17 protein-coding genes and 2 pseudogenes are annotated in these 20,938 nt (G+C 70.2%); 10 read left to right on the top strand and 9 right to left on the bottom strand.

Features of this window, described 5'->3' with window-relative positions:
- Nucleotides 1–34: 34 nt before the first annotated feature.
- The 3 genes from ACGFNK_RS42560 to ACGFNK_RS42550 all read right to left on the bottom strand — a co-directional run bounded on the left by ACGFNK_RS42560 (nt 35) and on the right by ACGFNK_RS42550 (nt 4,193).
- Nucleotides 35–1,636, bottom strand: a complete 1,602-nt coding sequence (locus ACGFNK_RS42560; protein WP_393425760.1) for a phytoene desaturase family protein — start codon at nt 1,634–1,636, stop codon at nt 35–37.
- A 35-nt stretch (nt 1,637–1,671) separates the two neighbouring features.
- Complete coding sequence (locus ACGFNK_RS42555) at nt 1,672–2,730, bottom strand: Ldh family oxidoreductase (protein WP_393425757.1); 1,059 nt, start codon at nt 2,728–2,730, stop codon at nt 1,672–1,674.
- 476 nt (nt 2,731–3,206) lie between these two features.
- On the bottom strand, nt 3,207–4,193 hold the full coding sequence (locus ACGFNK_RS42550; RefSeq protein ID WP_386355717.1) for an AraC family transcriptional regulator: 987 nt from the start codon (nt 4,191–4,193) through the stop codon (nt 3,207–3,209).
- 114 nt (nt 4,194–4,307) lie between these two features.
- Between ACGFNK_RS42550 and ACGFNK_RS42545 the strand changes: the two genes are divergently transcribed.
- The 8 genes from ACGFNK_RS42545 to ACGFNK_RS42510 all read left to right on the top strand — a co-directional run bounded on the left by ACGFNK_RS42545 (nt 4,308) and on the right by ACGFNK_RS42510 (nt 13,642).
- Nucleotides 4,308–5,096 (top strand): SDR family oxidoreductase, encoded by a 789-nt coding sequence (locus ACGFNK_RS42545; protein WP_386355720.1) that lies wholly within the window; start codon nt 4,308–4,310, stop codon nt 5,094–5,096.
- Between the two features lie 74 nt (nt 5,097–5,170).
- Complete coding sequence (locus tag ACGFNK_RS42540; protein ID WP_393425753.1) at nt 5,171–6,394, top strand: styrene monooxygenase/indole monooxygenase family protein; 1,224 nt, start codon at nt 5,171–5,173, stop codon at nt 6,392–6,394.
- Between the two features lie 25 nt (nt 6,395–6,419).
- Nucleotides 6,420–8,141: a styrene monooxygenase/indole monooxygenase family protein gene (locus tag ACGFNK_RS42535; protein WP_393425750.1), complete on the top strand. Its 1,722-nt coding sequence runs from the start codon at nt 6,420–6,422 to the stop codon at nt 8,139–8,141.
- Nucleotides 8,142–8,148: 7 nt separating this feature from the next.
- A complete protein-coding gene (locus tag ACGFNK_RS42530) occupies nt 8,149–9,057 on the top strand; it encodes an FAD binding domain-containing protein (RefSeq protein WP_393425747.1) in 909 nt (302 codons plus the stop codon).
- Nucleotides 9,054–9,662, top strand: coding sequence for a (2Fe-2S)-binding protein (locus ACGFNK_RS42525; RefSeq protein WP_393425744.1), 609 nt, complete (start codon nt 9,054–9,056; stop codon nt 9,660–9,662). The genes ACGFNK_RS42530 and ACGFNK_RS42525 overlap by 4 nt, the downstream gene beginning before the upstream one ends.
- On the top strand, nt 9,659–12,112 hold the full coding sequence (locus ACGFNK_RS42520; protein ID WP_393425741.1) for a xanthine dehydrogenase family protein molybdopterin-binding subunit: 2,454 nt from the start codon (nt 9,659–9,661) through the stop codon (nt 12,110–12,112). Before ACGFNK_RS42525 ends, ACGFNK_RS42520 begins: the two co-directional genes overlap by 4 nt.
- Nucleotides 12,112–12,537: an SRPBCC domain-containing protein gene (locus ACGFNK_RS42515; RefSeq protein ID WP_393425738.1), complete on the top strand. Its 426-nt coding sequence runs from the start codon at nt 12,112–12,114 to the stop codon at nt 12,535–12,537. The genes ACGFNK_RS42520 and ACGFNK_RS42515 overlap by 1 nt, the downstream gene beginning before the upstream one ends.
- A 187-nt stretch (nt 12,538–12,724) precedes the next feature.
- Nucleotides 12,725–13,642, top strand: coding sequence for an amidohydrolase family protein (locus ACGFNK_RS42510; protein ID WP_393425735.1), 918 nt, complete (start codon nt 12,725–12,727; stop codon nt 13,640–13,642).
- A gap of 91 nt (nt 13,643–13,733) precedes the next feature.
- Here the strand turns inward: ACGFNK_RS42510 and ACGFNK_RS42505 are convergent.
- The 4 genes and pseudogenes from ACGFNK_RS42505 to ACGFNK_RS42490 all read right to left on the bottom strand — a co-directional run.
- A pseudogene (locus ACGFNK_RS42505) lies at nt 13,734–13,865 on the bottom strand (IS110 family transposase); the annotation flags it as partial.
- A 29-nt stretch (nt 13,866–13,894) separates the two neighbouring features.
- Nucleotides 13,895–14,062: pseudogene (locus tag ACGFNK_RS42500) on the bottom strand (transposase); the annotation flags it as partial.
- 267 nt (nt 14,063–14,329) lie between these two features.
- Nucleotides 14,330–15,670 (bottom strand): class I SAM-dependent RNA methyltransferase, encoded by a 1,341-nt coding sequence (locus ACGFNK_RS42495; RefSeq protein ID WP_393425732.1) that lies wholly within the window; start codon nt 15,668–15,670, stop codon nt 14,330–14,332.
- A 92-nt stretch (nt 15,671–15,762) separates the two neighbouring features.
- On the bottom strand, nt 15,763–17,814 hold the full coding sequence (locus tag ACGFNK_RS42490; protein WP_393425729.1) for an APC family permease: 2,052 nt from the start codon (nt 17,812–17,814) through the stop codon (nt 15,763–15,765).
- A gap of 412 nt (nt 17,815–18,226) precedes the next feature.
- Between ACGFNK_RS42490 and ACGFNK_RS42485 the strand changes: the two genes are divergently transcribed.
- Together ACGFNK_RS42485 and ACGFNK_RS42480 are read left to right on the top strand one after the other, a co-directional pair.
- Nucleotides 18,227–18,898, top strand: coding sequence for an NAD-binding protein (locus ACGFNK_RS42485; RefSeq protein ID WP_386355757.1), 672 nt, complete (start codon nt 18,227–18,229; stop codon nt 18,896–18,898).
- Nucleotides 18,898–19,575 carry a TrkA family potassium uptake protein gene (locus tag ACGFNK_RS42480; protein WP_033318827.1) on the top strand — a complete coding sequence of 226 codons (678 nt, stop codon included), beginning with the start codon at nt 18,898–18,900 and terminating at the stop codon, nt 19,573–19,575. Before ACGFNK_RS42485 ends, ACGFNK_RS42480 begins: the two co-directional genes overlap by 1 nt.
- A 66-nt stretch (nt 19,576–19,641) precedes the next feature.
- On the opposite strand, the gene ACGFNK_RS42475 is transcribed toward ACGFNK_RS42480, so the two are convergent.
- Together ACGFNK_RS42475 and ACGFNK_RS42470 are read right to left on the bottom strand one after the other, a co-directional pair.
- Nucleotides 19,642–20,457 carry a DUF3159 domain-containing protein gene (locus ACGFNK_RS42475; RefSeq protein ID WP_386355761.1) on the bottom strand — a complete coding sequence of 272 codons (816 nt, stop codon included), beginning with the start codon at nt 20,455–20,457 and terminating at the stop codon, nt 19,642–19,644.
- Between the two features lie 3 nt (nt 20,458–20,460).
- A complete protein-coding gene (locus ACGFNK_RS42470) occupies nt 20,461–20,859 on the bottom strand; it encodes an OB-fold nucleic acid binding domain-containing protein (protein ID WP_386355763.1) in 399 nt (132 codons plus the stop codon).
- Nucleotides 20,860–20,938: the final 79 nt, after the last annotated feature.

Raw genomic sequence — 20,938 nt, 5'->3', positions numbered from 1 at the left:
ACGTCAGGACTCCTGTGTTTCCGGTTGCTCCGGGTCAGCGGCGGGTGATGCGGCGGCGCGCGCCACGGATGAGCTGTTGGGCCACCAGGTGCCCTGAGCCGCCGCCGAGGCCGGGGCCGGGATGTGTGGAGGCGCCGATCTGCCACAGGCCGGGGACCGGTGTGGCGTGCCGGGCGGCGCTGGGCAACGGGCGCCACAGCAGGTTCTGGTCGAGTTCAGCGGAGCCCCCGTAGGGGTCGCCGGCCACCGCGTTCGGGTTGTACGCGGCGAGGTCCGCGGGCGTGACGGCGTCCCAGGCGAGCACCTTGTCGTTCAGGTCGGGCGCGTGGCGGGCCACGCGGGCCAGGACCCGGAGCGTGTAGCTCTCGGCCAGTTCCTTGGTCCAGCCGCCGCTGATGTCCAGTTCGCCGGCGGCGTCGCCGACCGGCTCGTACGGCAGCTCCTGCAGCTGGATCCAGAGCGCCGCCGCGCCCTCGGGGACCCGGGACGGGTCGAGGACGTGCTGCTGGCCGACGACGACCGTGGACCTGCGCGGCAGCAGGCCCGCCTCCGCCTCCGCGCAGGCGATGGCGGTGCTCGCGGATCCGTCACTGAAGTGCAGCAGTGGTACGGCGGCCAGACGGTCGTCGTTCCAGGTCGGTGGGGCGGAGAGGGCCACGTGGATCTGCATGGCCGCGCGTCCGTGGCGGAAGCGGCGGGCCTGGTCGCGCACCACGGGCGGGACGGGGGCGTCCGGCGGCAGCAGCTCGCCGTACAGCGCGCTCGGGGTGACGGAGGCGAGGACGGCGCGGCGGGCCAGGATGGTGTCGCCGCCGGCGACGACACCCGTGGCCCTGCCTGCTGTGACGAGGATCCGCTCGACCGGCTGTCCGGTGCGGATGTCCACCCGCAGTTCCGTCAGCAGCGCTTCGAAGGCGCCCACGAAGTTGTCGGCGCCGCCCGCCACCACAGGCAGTCCGAAGCCGTGGAGCGTGGCCGCGAGGATGGGCAGCATCAGGCCGCCGGAGGCGTGGTCCGGGGAGAGTCCGGCGTGCAGCAGCCAGGGCGCCCACAGCAGGTCGGGCTCGTCGCCGAGGAACTCGCTGCGGGCGTAGGAGCGGCCGCTGGTGAGGGCGGCGCGCAGCCATGCCTCGGTACCGGTGAACCGCTCCCGGCGCACCAGCCGGGCGACGGACTTCAGGATGCGCGGCGAGCGGAGGTCGCCGCCGAGGAAGCCTCCGATGGCGTCCGCGTTGTCGAGGAAACGCTGCAGCATGGCGAGGTAGGCGTCGCGGTCCGAGGCGTGGGCGAAGCCCTCCGTCGTCGTCCCGGGGTCGCGGTGCGCGAGGACCACGCGCCCTTCGTCGGTGACGGTGCCGGTGACGAAGCCGTCGGTGTTGCGGTACTCGAGGCCGTGGCGGTGCAGTTCGTCGCCGAGCAGGGCGTAGGCGCCGCCGGACACGAACAGCGGGTGCCACGAGGAGTACGTGTCGTGCCGGTACCCGGGGATGGTGCGCTCCTCGGTGGCGATGAAGCCGCCGATGCGTTCGCCGCGTTCGACCAGGGCCACCGACCAGCCTTCCTTGGCCAGTTCGGCCGCGGCGACCATGCCGTTCACACCGGATCCGACGACGACGGCGTCGACCATGCGTGCCATGGATGCTCCTCGGAATGGTTGTCGGAGGCTTCTGCTCACGAGAGACGGCCCAGGGCGACGCCGAGCGATGTGGCGGTCTCCCTCAGCGCGGCGAGGACGCCGGCGTCGAGCGGTACGCCGGCGGTAGTGGCGGAAGCCTGTCGCTCGGCCTCCAACTGGCCGGGCAGCAGCAGCCGTTCGGTGTCGGGTGCCTTGGGCGAGCCGGTGATCTGGTCGCGGAGTGCGGCGACGCGCTGCTCGAACTCGTCTCGGTCGCCGAAGGCGGCGACATCGAGGGCGAGGAAGAAGTGCGCGCAGTCGTTGGGTGTCGATGGGTCGGCGTACAGGCCGCGCACTCCGCCTCCGAAGGAGCCGCCGGAGAGCACGCCGGTGAGGACGTCGACGACGAGGGCGAGTCCGTAGCCCTTGTGTCCGGCCGCCGGGAGGAGCAGGCCGGCCAGGGCCTCGGCGGGGTCCGTTGTCGGGGTGCCGCCGCGGTCGGTGGCCCAGGTGGGCGGGATCTCCCGGCCTTGCTGGGCGGCGAGGCGGATCTTGCCGAGTGCGGCCTCGGAGAGGGCCATGTCCAGCAGGATCGGCTCGTCGTGGCCGGTGGGGACTCCGACGGCGAGCGGGTTGTTGCCCACGACGGCGGCGGCTCCGCCGGGGGCGGGCATCAGCGGACGGGTGTTGGCAGCGGCGATGCCGATACAGCCTGCGGCGGCGGCTGTTCGGGCGTAGCGGTAGGCCCCGCCGAAGTGGAACGCGTGGCGGACCGTGACCGCCCCGATCCCGTAGGTGTGAGCCTTGTCGACGGCCAGTTCCATCGCCTGGTCGCCGGTGAGCTGGCCGAGAGCGTGCCCGGCGTCCAGTACGGCGACGGCGCCTGCGTCAGAGACGACCTTGGCGCTCTCCCGGGTGCTGACCGAGCCCTTGCGCAGCCGCTCGATGTACATCGGCACGAGCAGCACGCCGTGCGAAGGGGTGCCGCGGAGATCCGCCTCCACCAGGCTCCGGGCCACCGTCGCCGCGGCCCGGGGGGAAAGGCCCGCGGCTACGAACACCGTGCCGACGGCTTCGGTCAGCCAGTCGGGCGGGACACTAATACGGTCGCTCATTCGGGATCTCCAGGGGGTGGCCGGCGTTTCGGAAATCCCATGGACATCGCCGGCATTTCCGGGCGGCCATGCGGATGCCAAGAAATTAGAGGCGGGTGAATTGATCGGCTATCCGCTGAACGCGGGCCGCCGTCCACTTTCCGCGGGGTCCGCAGGATTCGGCGAGGTTCGTTGTCCGGACGGCCGACGGCGCTCGGTGTCTCTGTCACCCTGTGGTCGTGTCCCCGGTCGTGGTGTAGCCGATCACGGTCCGTCGCTTCCGCTTTGGAGCCGTCCGGTACGTGGCGCAGCCAGCCGTCGTGCGATCACCGCTGGTCCCGGCCCGGCGAGCCTCAACAGGGCCTCCGGCGAGGGCGATTCGGGCCGCGACCTGGGGATTCCGTCAGCTTGATCGGCTACCCCACTCGGCGGGACGCCATCCACCCTGTCGGGTCGTCTCCGCGGCGAGGTGGGCCGGCGGCCCGGTCTGCCGGCAGTCAGCCGCGGAGCGTCTGCGAGGGGTGCTCCCCGAAGCGCTCGCGGTAGGCGATGGCGAAGCGGCCGGGGTGGAAGAAGCCCCAGCGGTAGGCGACGTCGGTGACCGTCAGCGTGCCCGGTGCCGCGGCCTTCAGTTCGGCGCGCACCCGGTCCAGCCGGACTTCACGCAGATACGACACCGGGGTCGTCCCCACGTGACGGCGGAAGCCCTCCTGCAGGGCCCGTACGCTCACCCCGACCGCCTCGGCCACGTCCTCCACGGTCAGCGGCTCGGCGGCGTGGCACTCGATGATCTCCATGGCCTTGCGGACGGAGGGCGGCGCGATCCGCGGTGCGTCCTCCCCGTGCAAGGCGGAGCTGTAGTTGTGCGGCTGGGCGAGCAGGAGCTGTGACGTCAGCAGGAGTTCGAGCTGCTTGACGATCAGGGGCCGGCCGAGCATGCCGTCCGGGTTGTCCACATCGCGGCGCAGCATGTCGACGATGCCCAGCCAGGAGCGGGCGGCGGGTGTGGTGAGGTCCATGCCGAGGTCGAAGCGCAGGGGCATCCGCGGCTGCCGGCCGAGCAGCTTGCCCAGGTGGTCCTCCAGCGCGGTCCGGCGCACCCAGACGATGAGCTGGGGGTTGCCCTCGTGCCAGCGCATGGCCAGATGCTCCATGGGGGCGGGCACGGAAGCCAGTTGGGGCGTCGAGATGATCTGCTCGCGACCGCAGGCGATCTGGGCCGACCCGGCGAGCGGGATCTGAACCAGGTAGAAGTCCTCCAGAGCGCCCGGCGTGATCACCACTTCCGCCCCGTAGTCCAGGTAGTACAGCCCGGTGTCCGCGAAGGAGACCCCGTGCATGCGGGCGTCGAGCCGTCCCGACCGGCCGACGACGCGCAGGTCGTGGGGGCAGAAGGCGCGTCCCACCTCGGCCCGTGCCTCCTCCACCTCCGCGGTGCGGAAGCGCTCATGCCGGCGGAGCGGGAGCACTTCGCTGGACGACATCCGAACCTCCGGGCGGGGAGCGGGATCCGGACAGTGCGCCGCGTGATGCGGATAGCGGCTCTGCACTGCCGCGCCTAATTTTTCGGCAACTCCCGACGAAGACCAGGAGACAGCATGAGTGGATTGTCGGTCAAGACTGCGCTTGTTACCGGCGGGTCAACGATTATCGGGAAAGCGGTCGTCCGCGCATTTCATGCGGCGGGGGCGAATGTCGTCGTCGCGGACATCGACAAGGACGGCGGCCTGGAATTGGCGGACGAAATCGGGGAGGGCATTCTCTTCGTCTCTGCCGACATCACCGACGACGCGCAGGTGGCCGACCTCGTCGAGCGTGCCGTCGAGAGGTTCGGCCGGCTGGACATCCTCGTGAACCTCGCCTGCTCGTATGTCGACGACGGCTTCGCTTCCACCCGCGAGCAGTGGCTGACGGCCCTGGATGTGAACGTGGCGAGCGCGGCCCTGCTGGCCAAGGCGGTCCATCCGCACCTCGTCGCGCAGGGCGGCGGCGCCATCGTCAACTTCACCTCGATCTCCAGCAAGGTCGCGCAGCCCGGGCGCTGGCTGTACCCGGTGAGCAAGGCGGCCCTGGTGCAGCTGACCCGCAACATGGCGGCTGACCTGGCGGCCGACAACATCCGCGTCAATTCCGTGAGTCCCGGCTGGACCTGGTCGAAGGTCATGGATCAGCTGACCGGCGGCGACCGAGCGAAGACCGACCGGGTCGCCGCGCCCTTCCACGCCCTTGGCCGGGTCGGCGACCCGGAGGAGGTCGCGGGCGTCGTGCGGTTCCTCTGCTCCGACGAGGCGTCCTTCGTCACCGGCGCCGACTGGGCCGTCGACGGCGGCTACTCGGCGATCGGCCCGGAGGGTCTGGTCCCGGCGATTCCCCAGCTCGCGGAATGACGAGGGCGCGCCCACCGCCACCGGCACGACCGGAGACCCCACTTCACTTCAGTTCCGGACCGGAGGTCCACACCATGCGCAAGATCACCATAATCGGGGCCGGGCAGGCCGGCCTCCAGCTCGGCATCGGGCTGCTGGGCCACGGCTACGACGTGACGGTCGTGACCAACCGCACCGGACAGCAGATCCGCGAGGGCCGCGTGATGTCCAGCCAGTGCATGTTCGGCACGTCCCTCGCCCACGAACGCAACCTCGGCCTGGACCTGTGGGACGAGGTGTGCCCCCCGGTCGAGGGCATCTCCTTCACCGTCCCGGACGGCCAGGGCGGCAAGGCGTTCTCCTGGGCCTCCCGCCTCGACGCGGCCGCCCGTTCGGTGGACCAGCGGGTCAAGATGCCCGCCTGGCTGGAGGAGTTCGAGCGGCGAGGCGGCAAGACCGTGCTGCGGGAGGCCGACGTCGAGGACCTGGAGTACTACGCCCGCGAGTCCGACCTGGTGATCGTCGCCGCGGGCAAGGGCGAGATCGCCGGTCTCTTCGAGCGCGACGCCCAGCGGTCCGTGTTCGACGCCCCGCAGCGCGCCCTCGCCCTGACCTACGTCACCGGCATGACGCCCCGCGACGACTTCTCCACCGTCAGCTTCAACATGATCCCCGGCATCGGCGAGTACTTCACGTTCCCCGCGCTGACGACCACTGGGCCCTGCGACATCATGGTCTTCGAGGGCGTGCCTGGCGGCCCCCTCGACTCCTGGAAGGGCATCACCTCCCCCGAGGAGCACCTGGCCCACTCCGTGGACCTCGTGCGCACCCACCTCCCCTGGGAGGCCGAGCGCCTCGGCGACGTCCGGCTGACCGACCCGAACGGCATCCTCGCCGGCCGCTTCCCGCCCACCGTGCGCAAGCCCGTCGGAAAGTTGCCGTCCGGCGCGCTCGTCCTTGGCCTCGCCGACGTCGTCGTCCTCAACGACCCGATAACCGGCCAGGGTTCCAACAACGCGAGCAAGTGCGCGGCGTCGTACCTGGCGAGCATCCTGGAGCACGGCGACCGCCCGTACGACCGCGCGTTCCTGCGGGAGACCTTCGAGCGCTACTGGGACTACGCGCAGTACGTGGCCACCTGGACCAACGCCCTGCTGGGCGCGCCGCCCGAGCACGTGCTGAAGCTGCTCGGCACGGCGGCCGCCAGCCCGCGCATCGCCCGCCGCTTCACCAACGGATTCGACGACCCGCGCGACTACTTCCACTGGTTCATGGACCCCGTGTCGGCTGAGAACTACCTCGCCACCGTGGTGGCCTGACACGCCCTCAGGAGGGGAGTACGTCATGAGGAGCATCGCCGTCATCGGTGCGGGGCAGTCCGGGGCCCAGCTGGCGCTCGGCCTGCTGGACCGCGGCTACGACGTCACCCTCGTCACCGACCGGGGGCCGGACGAGGTCAGGCACGGCCGGGTCATGTCCAGCCAGTGCATGTTCGACACGGCCCTGCGCACCGAGCGCGCGCTCGGCCTGGACGAGTGGCAGCGGGACTGCCCGCAGATCACGGGCGTCGCGCTGTCGCTCGTCGGCATGGACGTCGGCATGGACGTCCGCTGGCAGTCGCCGCTTGACGCGCCCGCCCAGTCCGTCGACCAGCGGGTCAAGTGCGCGGCCTGGATGGAGCGTTACGAGCAGGCCGGCGGCAAGCTCGTGGTCCGGCCGGCGTCCGTGGCCGACCTGGAGGAGTACGCCCGTACGCACGACCTGGTCGTCGTCGCGACCGGCAAGGGCGAACTGGGGCGCGTCTTCCCTCGCGACCCCGAGCGCTCTCCGTACGACCGCCCGCGCCGCGCCCTCGCCCTCACCTACGTCACCGGCGCGCGCCCCCGGCCCGGTGACGCCGTGGTCGACCTGAGGATCGTCCCCGGCGTCGGCGAGTACTTCACCTTTCCCGCCCTCACCGTCTCCGGCCCCTGCGAGATCATGGTCTTCGAAGGGGTGCCGGACGGCCCGATGGACTGCTGGGACGACGTCCGCACTCCCGAGCAGCACCTGGAGCGGTCGCTGGAGATCCTCCGGCGCTTCTTCCCGGACGAGTACGAGCGCTGCCGTACGGCGAACCTGACCGACGAGCAGGGCGTACTGCGCGGACGGCTCACCCCGACCGTGCGCAGGCCCGTCGCCCAGCTCCCCTCGGGCAGGCATGTGCTGGGCATGGCCGACGCGGTGGTGCTGTGCGACCCGGTCACCGGTCAGGGCTCCAACAACGCGGCCCAGGCGGCCGAGCACTACCTGGACGCCATCCTGCGACACGGCGACGAGGAGTTCACGCCCGCGTGGATGCAGCGCACCTTCGACGGCTACTGGCGCGGCTGGGCGCAGTGGTCGGTCGCCTGGACCAACTCCCTGCTGGCCGGACTCCAGCCGCACCAGCGGCAGTTGCTCGCCGAGGCGGCCGGGATCCCGGCGGTGGCGGGCGCGGTGGTGAACGGGTTCGACGATCCGCGCACTCTCTACCCCTGGTGGGCCGAGCCCGCCGAGACTGAGCGGCTGCTGGCCGACAAGCGCGCCCAGGGGCAGTCCGCCTTCGACGTACGGGATCTGCGGCGGGCGCTCGGCCACTACGCGACCGGCGTCACCGTGGTCACGGCCCGTGCCGCCGACGGCCGCAAGGTCGGGATGACGGCGAACTCCTTCACCTCGGTGTCGCTGGACCCGCCGCTGGTGCTGTGGTGCCCCGGCAAGAACGCGCCGAGCACACCGGACTTCACCGCGGCGACCCACTTCGCGGTCAACATCCTGGCCGCCGACCAGCACCATCTCTCGCGGCAGTTCGCCACTCCGGCCGACGACAAGTTCACCGGCGCTCCGATCGGCGAGGGCGTCGCCGGAACTCCCGTGCTGGACGGGGCGGTTGCCCGGTTCCAGTGCCGGACGGTGCAGTGCCTCGACGTCGGCGACCACATCGTCATGATCGGCGAGGTCGAACGGTACGACGCGCCCGGCGGGGACCCTCTGGTCTTCCACTCGGGCAGCTACCGCCTCGCAGCCAAGCACCCGGACCTGTGAGGCCCCGATGATCCTTCCTCCCCTGCGCTACGTGCGCCCCCGCACCCTTCCCGAGGCAACCACCCTGCTCACCGAGATCGAAGGATCCGCCGTACTCGCCGGCGGCCAGAGCATGATCAACGCCCTGAAGCTCGACCTGGCCCAGCCGACGGCGCTGGTCGACGTCCATCGCCTGGACGAGCTGCGCGGCATCGAGGTCACCGCCGACGGCACGCTGGTCATCGGCGCGGCCGTCACCTACGCCGAGATCGCCGCCTCCCCCGTCGTACGGCGACTGCAGCCGTCGGTGGCCGAGATGGCCGCGGGACTGGTGGACCGGCAGGTCCGCAACCGGGGCACCATCGGCGGCAACTGCTGTCTGAACGACCCGACCAACAACTTCCCCCCGCTGCTCGCCGCGCTCGGAGCCTGGTTCCATACCGCGTCGGCGGCGGGCCGGCGCAGCATCACCGCCGACACCTTCTTCTCGGGAAGCCTGGCGACCTCGCTGCGCCCGGGTGAGCTGCTGACCTCCGTGCACATCCGACTGCTTCCGGTCGGTACCCGCGTGGTCCATCGCCACCTCCAACTCGCCGCCGATTCCTGGGCGTTGGCCCGGGTGGTGGTCCGGCTGGACGTGATCGACGACGTGGTGGACGGCGCGCGGGTCGTGCTGGGCGCGGTACCGGGCTCACCGCTGCGGCTGACCGCGGTCGAGGACGCCGTCACCGGGCGGCAGGCGGACGCCTCACTGATCGAACCGGCTCTGGCGGCGTTCGACGGGTCCGGTGTGGAGGCGGTTGGGGACGCCCACGCCTCGGCCGCGTACCGGGTCGAGATGGCCGGGGTCCAGCTGCGCCGGGCAATCGAGTCCGCCGTGGAGCAGGACGGGGAGCACGACGTGGAGCAGGAGACGACAAGGAGCACAGCGGCATGACCATCGCCGACGCCACAAACACCAGCAGCACCACCACCGACATCCACGCGATCGAGGTCACCGTCGACGGCCGCCCCGAGCAGGGCACCGTCTCCTCCCGCACCCTCCTCGTCCACTGGCTCCGCGACGACCTCGACAAGCGCGGCCCCAAGATCGGCTGCGACACCGGCAACTGCGGTGCCTGCACGGTCCGTTGGGATGGCCGACTCGCCAAGTCCTGCATGGTCCTGGCGGTCCAGGCGGACGGCACGGACGTGCGGACGGCGGCCTCGCTGGCCGACGAGGACGGCGCCCTCAACCCGCTCCAGCAGTGCTTCAAGGAGCACCACGCCCTGCAGTGCGGCTACTGCACCTCCGGGATGCTCATGACCGCCACCGACCTGCTGCGGTCCGGCGAGGAGATCACCGACCAGACGGTGCGTCGGGCGTTGAAGGGCAACATCTGCCGCTGCACCGGCTACGAGAACATCGTCCGCGCCATCCGCGCCGCCGCGGGCCAGGACGTGCCGAAGCCGCACGGCCACGAGGCCGCCGCTGTGGCTACCGCCGAGGCCGCCTCTGCGGCTGCCGCCGAGGCCTCTTCCGAGAAGGGCGAGGAGCAGTGACCAGCACGACGACCGAGAGCCCCACGAGCACCCGGGCCTGGACCGGCCGGGCCATGCCACGCAAGGAGGACGACCGACTGCTGCGTGCGGAGGGCGAGTTCGGCGACGACACGCCCGTGCACCGCCTCGGCTACGTCTTCTTCGTCCGCTCCCCCTACGCGCACGCCCGCATCACCGGCATCGACGTCTCCGCCGCGGCCCGCGTACCCGGCTATCTCGGCTGCCTGCTGCCGGAGGAGGCGGCGGCGCTCACCGAGCCGTTCATGGAGATCCAGGGCCCGCCCGAGGGCGGCGAGCCGGAAGTGGACCGCTGCCTGGCCGGCGGGGGCGTGGCGCGCTTCGTCGGCGAGCCGGTCGTCGCGGTCGCGGCCGAGTCGCGCGAGGCCGCGCGGGACGCGGCGGCAGCCGTGGTGATCGACTACGAGCCGCTGCCTCACTTGGTCGACGCCCGCGACGCCATCGCCCCGGACGCGCCGGTCATCCACGCGCAGACCAACACCAACGTCGCATGGGAGACGGTGTACGACTGGGGCGACATCGGCTTCGCCCTCGAACACGCCGACCACGTCATCACGGCCGACGAGCTGCACTTCCACCGCTTCAGCTCCACCCCCCTGGAGTGCATGGTCGTCACCGCCCAGTACGACGCGGGGACGGACCACTTCACCATCACGGGCGGCTGCGCGATGCCGCAGATCACCACCCTGATGATGGCCTCCGCCATGCGGCACCCCGCCGAGCGCATCCGCATCGTCAGCAAGGACATCGGCGGCTCCTTCGGCGTCAAGATCGGCATGTACGTGCCGGCCACCGCCGTGGCCCTCCTGGCCCGCAAGCTGCGCCGCCCCCTGCGCTGGACCGAGACCCGCACCGAGCACCACTACATGGGCGGGCATGGCAACGAACGCTGGTTCCGCGACGTCAGGATGGCGGTGCAGAACGACGGCACGGTGCTCGGACTGTTGTACGACGCCCTGGACGACGTAGGCGCGTACACCCGTTACGAGCCGCTCGGCGGCGCCATCTGGACCCAGGTCGCGAACGCCTGCTACCAGCTCAAGCACGTGAAGGTCCACTACCGCACCGTCTACACCAACAAGGGCCCGGTCCACCCCAACCGCGGATACTCGCGGCTTCAGCACATGTGGGTCGTGGAGCGGATGATGGACATCGCGGCCCACAAACTCGGCTTCGACCCGGTCGAGTTCCGGCTGAAGAACTACGTGCAGCCGGACCAGTATCCGTACACGACGGTCAACGGCTGCGTCTACGACTCCGGGAACCTCCCCCTCTCCCTGCGCAAGGCCCTCGACCTCATCGACTACGACGACGCCCGCCGCCTCCAGCAGCAGATGCGCGGCAGCGGCAAGCGCATCGGGATCGGCATCGGCTCCACACTCGACTCGGGCACCAACAACTTCGCACAGGCTCGATTCATCAACGCCCACCTGCCGTTCGCGGGGAACACCGAGGGCGGCCTGGTGCGTCTCGGCGCGGACGGCTCGATCTACGCGGTCACCGGCGGAGTCGCCTTCGGGCAGGGCCACGAGACCACCGTCGCGCAGGTCGTGGCGGACCTGCTCGGCGTCGGCTACGACGACGTGATCGTGCACCGCGGAGGCGACTCCGCGCTGTCCGCGCAGACCGGCTTCTCCGGCTCGTACGCCTCGCAGTTCGCGGTGACGGGTATCGGCGCGATCATTAACGCGACCAAGAAGCTGATCCGCGAGATCCAGCTCGTGGCGGGCGCGGTCCTGGGCGCCGAACCCGAGGACATCGTGCTGGAGGGCGGGCTGGCCAAGGTGCGCGGCGACGCCGAGCGCGCGCTCCCGTTCGCCGCCGTGGCCGGCATCGTCCACTTCTCCCCCGGCTCCCTGCCGCCCGAGGTCGCCGACGAGGTCGGCCTGGTCGGCCGTGCCGTCTACCGTGCCCCCTTCGAACTGCCCGACCTGGAGCGCAAGTTCGGCAACCTGACCCTCACCTACGCCACGCAGATCCACGCCTGCGTGCTGGAGATCGACGAGGAGACCGGCCAGATCTCGATCCTGCGGTACGGCATGGTCGACGACTGCGGCACCCCGATCAACCCCATGGTGATCGAGGGCCAGGTCCACGGAGCCACCGTGCACGGCATCTCCGCCGCGCTCTTCGAGGAGTTCGGCTACGACGCGGGCGGCCAGCTCACCGCCGCCAACTTCTACGACTACCACGCGGCCACCGCGTACGACATGCCCAGCCTGCGCTACGACAACGTGGTGAGCCCCTCCCCGTTCACCCCGATCGGCGCCAAGGGCATGGGCGAGGGCGGCGGCGCCCCGCTGCACGCGATCTGCGCCGCGATCCAGGACGCCGTCGGCGACACCGGCATGATCCTCGACTCCCACAACTCCCCGGAGCGCGTGCTCCGGGCCCTGCGCGGCGCCGACGCCGAGAAGGTGAAGGTGGACTGATGCTCATCACAGGAGAGTTCACGGTCTCGGGGTCGGGGGCCGCACTGGCCGCGCTTGCCGCCCGCACCGAAGAGTTGTCGTCCGTCACCGCTCTCACCGAAGTGACGGTAAGTCAGGATGGCGCGGTGGACGCCCTGTTCAGCCCGCTCACGCCCTTCGGCCGGATCCCGCTGCGCACTCGCATCCGCGCCGAGCAGGCGAACTCCGAAGGCGCCGTGCTCGCCGTGCACGCCGTACGGGCCCAGCACGCCGTGGACGTGCGCATCCACCTGACCTTCTCCGCCGAGGAGTCAGGTAGCCGGGTCACCTGGTCAGCCGACCTGGCCGTACGGGGACCGGCCGCCAGCGTCAGCCAGCGCGTGGCCCGCCAGGTCGCGGCGCGGACCATCGGCGAGGTGCTGGAGAGCGCGGCGGCCCTGGCCTGACCCTGCGCGTCCTCTGAACCGGCTGCGGCAGGGGCCTCATCCGTCTCGTCGATCTCTTCGAGGCGAGAGGCTTCCTGCACCGGCTTCCACCTTGCCGAGGCCCACGCGGTGCGGCGCTGTCGGCAGCGCCGCACCGCTTCCCTCCCCGAAGCATCCCTGGCTTCCCTGCGCGATCGGATTCCCTTCCTTGCCCGGCATAGACCTGCACACCCACCTGGCCCCCCGGGTCGACGAGCCACCCGTCGGCCCGCCCGCCCTCTACCGCCCCGATCTCCTGGAGGAGTACCTCGACGAGGCAGACCTCGACGAGGCGATCGTGACGGTCCCTCCGCCCTTCTTCCGACAGGACCTGGACGAGCCGGAGGCACGCACCTGGGTCCGGTCCGTCAACGACGGCCTGCTCCAGGCCCGGCACGGCCACGACCGCCTCACGCCTCTTGCCTACCTCCCTCTCGAACACCCGGAGCTGGCCCTCGCCGAGTACGAGCGCGTGCGCGACGATGCGACATGGGCCGGCCTGACCGGCGCAGCCGGTGGCGGCTCCTACTCGCTCGCCGCCCCGGAACTCGCCCCTTTGTGGAGAGCCCTGGAGGACGACGGGCGCATGCTCCTTCTCCACCCCGGTGCCACCCCCGACCCCCGGCTCAACCCCTTTTACCTCGCCAACCTCCTCGGCAATCCCGGGGAGACCGCCCTGGCCGCCGCCCAACTCGTCTTCGGTGACGTCCTCGCGCTCCACCCCGGCCTGCGGTTCGTCCTGGTGCACTGCGGCGGGCTGCTCCCAGCGGTGGTGGGCCGATGGCAGCGCGGCGCCGACACCCACCGTCCGGGGGTCCCCGACCTGTCCGAATCGCCGCGCGAGTCCGTGCGCCGCTTCTACGTCGACTGCCTCGCCCACGACCCGGCCGTTGTCGACCTCGCCGTCACCACGTTCGGGGAAGACCGGATCGTCCTCGGCAGCGACTGGCCCTTCCCGATGGGCACCCGGGATCCACGGGCCCTCGTCGCGCACCGCGGCGAAGACTTCGTACACCGGGCCGAGACACACACAGCCCAGGCGGCGCTGGGTCGCCGCGCCACACAGCCATGCCTGTCTCCCTGCTGAGATTCTCGAAGATCAGCCGGTGGCCGTTCTTGTATCCGGACACTCACTCCGACGCCCGGGAATTCCCCGGGGGGTGCCTCTATGTCTTTCGTCAAGCGAGGCGTGGGGTTCTGGGTTCGTAGAAGGTGCCGTCGCGGAGCATCGCGAACAGCACGCTGATGCGGTGACGGGCCAGGCGGAGAAGAGCCAGCGTGTGGGTCTTTCCGCCGGCCCGGCACTTGTCGGCTCGACCATCGCCCGCTCCACCGACGGAGACCCGTTGCGCCCGGCCCGTGAGACCCAGCTGTGGAGCGTCCCGGGATGGATGCCCACGTCCTCGGCCACCTCCGGAATCGGCTTCCCGGTCTCCGTCACGATTCGTACCGCCCCTTCACGGAACTCGGCGTCGCGGATGCGCCTCCTGGATTCCCTGACCCCCAACTATCCCTACGTCAAAGTCTCCACAGTTCGAAAGGAGCTGCTGGACACACCTGACGCCCCAACAGAACGAGCGTCAGACGAGCGTCGAGGCTGTCTTGCGTCGGCTCTACGCAGGCCGGAGGAACAGCACTCGCCATTTCCCCGCTCACTGGTCGAAACCGCAGGTCGGAAGCACTCCTCCGGCACGCGGCGCACTCCACGTCGTGCGCCCACGGAAACATGTCGACGCAACCCGCCCAGATCCTGGGAAATCAGAAAACCAGCAGGTCAGAGCCCCTTTGCGGCAGACTCAAGAATGGCTACGCACTCCACGTGCGACGTCATCGGAAACAAATCAAACGCCCGCAGCATCCGCACCCGATACCCCCCTTCCCGGAAGTACCCCAGGTCCCGCGCCAGCGCAGCCGGATCGCACGCCACATACGCGATGCGACGCGCACCCAGGTCCGTCATGAGCCGGACCGTCTTCTTGCCGGCGCCCGCCCGCGGTGGGTCGAGGACGATCAGGTCGGCCTCGGTGATGCCGGTGCGCGGCAGCACCGCCTCGACCTTGCCGTGTTCGATGCGGACGCGGTCGAAGGCGGCGAGGTTGTGCCGGGCGTCTTCCACCGCGCGCTTGCCGGACTCGATGCCGAGCACCGCGCCCTTGTCGCCCAGGCGGTCGGCCAGGGCGCCCGCGAAGAGGCCGACGCCGCAGTACAGGTCGAGCGCCGTCTCGCCCTTGCGTGGCAGCAGGCCCTGCATGACCGCCTTGACCAGCGTGTCCGCGGACTTCGGGTGGACCTGCCAGAAGCCGCCGCTGCCGACTCGGTACGTACGGTCGTCCGCGCGCTCGCGCACGAACGGGCGGCCGTGGACCCGGTGGACGCCGCCGTCCTTCTCCTCCACGCGCATCACCGACACCGGCCGGTCCAGCTCCACGATCGGCAGGCGGGCGCCGGGCCGTGGCGTCAGGATCACCTGCCGGTCCTGGGAGCCCGTCGCCGCGATCGCCTCGATCGACTCCATCCCGGACCAGTCGCGCTGCTCGATGCCCAGCTCGCTGACGCCCGGCGCGGCGATCATGCAGTGCTCGATCGGCTCGACCTCGTGCGAACGGTGCCGCCGCAGACCGGCATGCCCGGCCTCGTCCACCGCGTACTGCACGCGCGTACGCCACGCGGGCACCTCACCGGCGGGCACCTTGTCGCCCTCGGCCGGCATCACCGTGCCGTCCCAGCCGGCCTCCTCGGGCGTCAGGCCCGCGAGCCGCTTCAGCTGCTCGGCGATCACCTCGCCCTTCATGCGGCGCTGCGCGCCCGGCTTGGCGTGTTGCCAGTCGCAGCCGCCGCAACGGCCGGGGCCCGCGTACGGGCAGGGCGCCTCGACCCGGTCCTTGGACGCCTCCAGGACGGTCACCGCGTCCGCGCGCAGGAAGCGCGAGTCCTCCTCGCCCTCCGTCACCCGCGCGACGACCCGCTCACCGGGCAGCGCGTGCCGGACGAACAGCACCTGTCCCTCGGACGTTCGGGCGATGCAGTGCCCCCCGTGGGCGACGGGCCCGATCTCGACCTCGTACTCCTGCCCCACGAGCGACCCCGCCGGCGTTTTCTTCGGTTCTGCCTGCATGGCGGGGTGACTCCAGATGCGAAAAGGGGGAACGGCCGGACAACAGCCCACCAGTCTACGTGGACGCCGCCCGGCCGTTCGACACGAGTCCGTCAGCCCTTGGGAGTGCTTTGCTCCTTGGGCCGCTCCTCCGCGGGACCACGCCGCACCGAACCCGGCGCGTTCCACTCCTGCTGCTTCCGGGCCCGCCGCTTGGCCACCTCGGAGGACTCCAGCTGGTACGGCACGGAGGTCACCATCACCCCGGGCGTGAACAGCAGCCGCCCCTTGAGCCTGAGGGCGCTCTGGTTGTGCAGCAGTTGCTCGTACCAGTGGCCGACCACGTACTCGGGGATGATCACGCTGACCGCGTCGCGCGGGGACTCCTTGCGCAGGTTCTTCACGTACTCGATGACCGGCCGTGTGATCTCGCGGTACGGGGAGTCGAGGACCTTCAGCGGTACGTCGATGCCGCGCCGCTCCCACTCCTCCCTCAGCGCCTTGGTCTCGGCCGGGTCGACATTGACGCTGAGCGCCTCCAAAGTGTGCGAGCGCATCAGCTTGGCGTAGGCGAGGGCGCGCAGCGTCGGGCGGTGGATCTTCGAGATCAGGACCACCGAGTGGACGCGCGAGGGGCGTACGACATCGTCAGTCGGCCCTTCCGGCGCGGCGATCTCCTCGGCGACGCGGTCGTAGTGCTTACGGATCGCGGACATGATCGCGTAGAAGATCACCATGCCGAGCAGCGCCACCCAGGCGCCGTGAGTGAACTTGGTGACCAGGACGACGACCAGCACAAGCCCGGTGAAGAAGGCGCCGAAGGTGTTGATCGCCCGGGAGCGGTACATGCGGCGGCGCACGGCCTGGTCCCGCTCGGTGGCCAGGTGGCGGTTCCAGTGCCGGACCATGCCGGTCTGGCTGAGCGTGAAGGAGACGAAGACGCCGACGATGTAGAGCTGGATCAGCCGGGTCGAGTCTGCGCCGTAGACCCATACCAGCAGCCCGGCGGCGCCCGCGAGCAGCACGATGCCGTTCGAGAAGGCGAGGCGGTCACCGCGGGTGTGCAGCTGACGGGGCAGATAGCGGTCCTGGGCGAGGATCGAGCCCAGCAGCGGGAAGCCGTTGTACGCGGTGTTGGCCGCGAGGAAGAGAACCAGCGCGGTGGCCGCGGCGAGCACCACGAACATGAAGCTGCCATCACCGAAGACGGCTTCGGCGACCTGCGAGATCACCGGGTTCTGGACGTAGTCGGCGCCGACCGCGACACCGTTCTCCAGCAGGTCGGTCGCCGGGTGCTCGGCCATGCGTACGTTCGACGCCATGGCCAGGCCGATGATGCCGCAGAACATGGTGACCGCGAGCAGGCCCATCATCGCCAGCGTGGTCCCGGCGTTCTTGGACTTGGGCTTGCGGAAGGCCGGAACGCCGTTGCTGATCGCCTCGACACCGGTGAGGGCGGCACAGCCGGAGGAGAAGGCGCGCAGCAACAGGAAGACAAGAGCGAAGCCTGCCAGCCCTTGCTGCTCCGCCTCGATCTCGAAGCCGGCGGTCGGCGCCTTCATCGTGTCGTCGAGGACCAGACCGCGGAACGCGCCCCAGGCGATCATCGCGAAGACGCCGACCACGAAGACGTACGTCGGAATCGCGAAAAGTTTCCCGGACTCCCTGACCCCGCGCAGGTTCATCAGCGTGAGCAGCACGATGACAGCGATCGCGCAGAGCACCTTGTTCTCGATCACGAAGGGGATCGCGGAGCCGAGGTTCTCGATGCCGGAGGAGATCGACACGGCGACGGTGAGCACATAGTCGACGAGCAGCGCGCTGGCGACGGTGAGACCGGCCTTGGGGCCGAGGTTGGTGTTGGCCACCTCGTAGTCGCCGCCGCCGCTCGGGTACGCGTGCACGTTCTGCCGGTACGAGGCCACCACCGTGAACATCAGCACCACGACCGCGACCGCGATCCACGGGCTGAAGTGGTAGGCCGACACGCCCGCGATGGACAGGACCAGCAGCACCTCGCCCGGCGCGTACGCCACGGAGGACAGCGGGTCGGAGGCGAACACGGGGAGGGCAATGCGCTTCGGAAGGAGCGTTTCCCCCAGCCGGTCACTGCGCAGTGCGCGCCCGATGAGGATCCGTTTGGGCACGTCGGTCAGTTTGGACACGCTGAGGATCGTAAGCCGTCGGGGTATGGGGCGCCCACCCGCCACCCGACGTCTGCTCTACGAGTGAATTAAGCGACGGGTGATGCTGCGGGTTCCGGCACCGACGGCGTCCCCATGTCTATATGACAAAACCTCGCCCCCGACCCCCTCCTGGAGACCTCATGACGCAAGCCACCGCGGAACTCATCGGCGCCGCCGCCGCACTCCTCGGGCTCGGTGTCCTGACCCTCGTCAGCGTCCGCAGCATCAGCCGCCGCTGATCGCGACAAGGCCGTGGGCGAGCGTGCACAGGGGTGCCCTGCACGGACCGCGCGTGTGTAGCTTGGGCATCGGTCTGAGACCCTGTTCAAGACTCTGTTCAGCCTGAGCAGTAACTCCATGAGCAGTAACAATTGACAGCGGAAGGACGGTCGTGCACATCGTCATCATGGGCTGCGGGAGAGTGGGGTCCGCTCTCGCCCAGACCCTGGAGCAACAGGGGCACACGGTCGCCGTGGTCGACCAGGACCCCACCGCCTTCCGACGACTGGGCTCCGGGTTCGGCGGCCGTCGCGTCACCGGCGTCGGCTTCGACCAGGACACCCTGCGCGAGGCGGGCATCGAGGAGGCGGGCGCATTCGCCGCCGTCTCCAGCGGCGACAACTCGAACATCATCGCCGCCCGGGTGGCACGCGAGATGTTCGGCATCGAGAACGTCGCGGCGCGCATCTACGACCCCCGCCGCGCCGAGGTCTACCAGCGCCTGGGCATCCCGACCGTGGCCACCGTCCGCTGGACCGCCGACCAGATGCTGCGCCGGCTGCTCCCGTCGGGCGCCGAGCCGCTGTGGCGCGACCCCACCGGCGGGGTGCAGCTCGCCGAGGTGCACGCGTCGACGGTGTGGGTGGGCCAGCGGATCAGCCGGCTCCAGGACGAGACCGGCGTACGCGTCGCCTTCCTCACCCGGCTCGGGGAAGCGATCCTGCCGAGCTCGCAGACGGTGCTGCAGGAGGGCGATCTGGTGCACGTGATGATGCGTACGGACGACGTGGACAAGGTCGAGGCGGCGTTCGCCAAGGGCCCTGACGAGGAAGGCGGTCACTGATGAGGGTCGCCATTGCCGGTGCCGGTGCGGTGGGCCGCTCGATCGCGGGCGAGCTGCTGGAGAACGGGCACGAGATCCTGCTGATCGACAAGGCGCCGACCGCGATCTCGGTCGAGCGCGTGCCGCAGGCGGAGTGGCTGCTGGCCGACGCCTGCGAGATCACTTCGCTGGACGAGGCGGCGCTTCAGCGCTGCAACGTCGTCATCGCCGCCACGGGCGACGACAAGGTCAACCTCGTCGTCTCACTGCTGGCGAAGACGGAGTACGGCGTTCCGCGCGTCGTCGCCCGCGTCAACAACCCCAAGAACGAGTGGCTGTTCAACGAGTCCTGGGGCGTGGACGTGGCCGTCTCGACCCCTCGCCTGATGTCGGCCCTGGTCGAGGAGGCGGTCAGCGTAGGCGACCTGGTCCGCCTCCTCCGCTTCAGCCACGGCGACGCCAACCTCGTCGAGCTGACACTCCCCCCGGAGTCGGCCCTCGCAGGCACCCGGGTCGGCGACGTGGAATGGCCCGAGGACACGTCGCTGGTCACCATCATCCGCGGCACCCGAGTCCTCACGCCCACCCGGGAGGACTCCCTGGAGGCGGGCGACGAGCTGCTGTTCGTGGCAGCCCAGGCCAGGGAGGAGCAGCTGGAGGACCTGCTGTCGGTACGGCGGGAGGATGCGGTCGGCTAGTTCGCTCGGATACGAGGATGGGGGCGCCCGGAGATCTCCGGGCGCCCCCATCCTCGTATCCGAGCGTCAGCGCTTGCGGTGCTTCGGGCCGCCCGACTCGACTGAGTCCGTCGGGCCGTCCGTGAGGCGTTGGAGGGTCTCGTCGGCCAAGGGCTCCATTGCGTCGCCGAAACGCTCGGCCGTACGCCGGCGCTCCTCCTCGGCCTTCTCCTCCGCCTCCATCTCGGCGAACACGTCAATCGGCGCGGGCGCCTTCGCCAGGAACACCCAGGTCAGCCACACTGCCAACAGGAACGGCGGAATCTTCAGCGCGATCAGGACCCACCCCAGCTGGGTGGTGTCCGCCCACCAGTACAGCGGAAAGAGAATCGCGCACTTGGCGAGCAGAATCGCCCCCCACGCGTAACTCGCCTTCGCGTACGCCTTCTTGCGGCCCGGGTTACGCGTCCGCCAGGAGAGGTTCTCCTTGAAGACCGGGCCGAGGATCAGGCCGATCAGCGGGACGCCCGCGAGGGTCGTGATGATGTACGCGAGGCCCAGGCCCAGCGTGTAGAGCATGCCCGGCAGATAGAAGTCCTTGGCGTTGCCGGTCATCATCGCGAAGACCACGCCGAAGGCCACCCCGAAGACACCGCTGAAGGCGTGCTTGACGGTGTCCTTCATGACCAGGCGCACCACGACGAGCAGCACGGAGACGCCGAGGGCCGCGATGGCCGCGGAGTGCAGGTCCTTGTTGACCGTGTAGATCGTGACGAAGAGCAGGCCGGGCAGGACCGTCTCGATCATGCCCCGCAGACCGCCGAACGCCTCGAAGAGCGCGGCCTCCGTCACCGCCCGCGAGTCATGGGCGTCGTCTTCGGTCGGCTTGTCGAGCGACGTCACCGGCTACTCCCGTCCGAGGGGTCTGAGTTCGTACTTCGGGTTGAACAGCACCCGGCGGCCCCGGCTCATCGAGATCCGGCCCGATGCGATCAGCTTGCGCCCCGGTTCGATCCCCACGATGGAGCGCCTGCCGAGCCACACCACGTCCAGGGCGCCCGAACCGTCGAACAGTTCGGCCTCCAGAGCCGGGACACCGGCCCTCGGACGCAGCGTGACCGTGCGCAAGGTACCAGTAACGGTCACTATCTGTCGGTCATGTGCGTCACCGATACGCGTACACCCGGTGGTCTCGGTGTCCTCGCGCAGTTCCTCCGACTCCAGGTCCTCCTGCGACGAGGAGAGCCGGTCGATCATCCGCCGGAACCGGCCCGGCGGCCTTTCGGAACGGGGAACAGCACTCATGCCTGAAGCGTACCGGGGGCCGCTGACAGCTTCGTACCCCCTAGGCTTACCCATAGAACTAACGCTCGAATCGATACCC

Origin of the sequence: Streptomyces sp. NPDC048825 (assembly GCF_043198355.1) — a bacterium.
GTDB lineage: Bacteria > Actinomycetota > Actinomycetes > Streptomycetales > Streptomycetaceae > Streptomyces > Streptomyces xiangluensis.
This window is presented reverse-complemented; position numbering and strand designations above follow the sequence as displayed.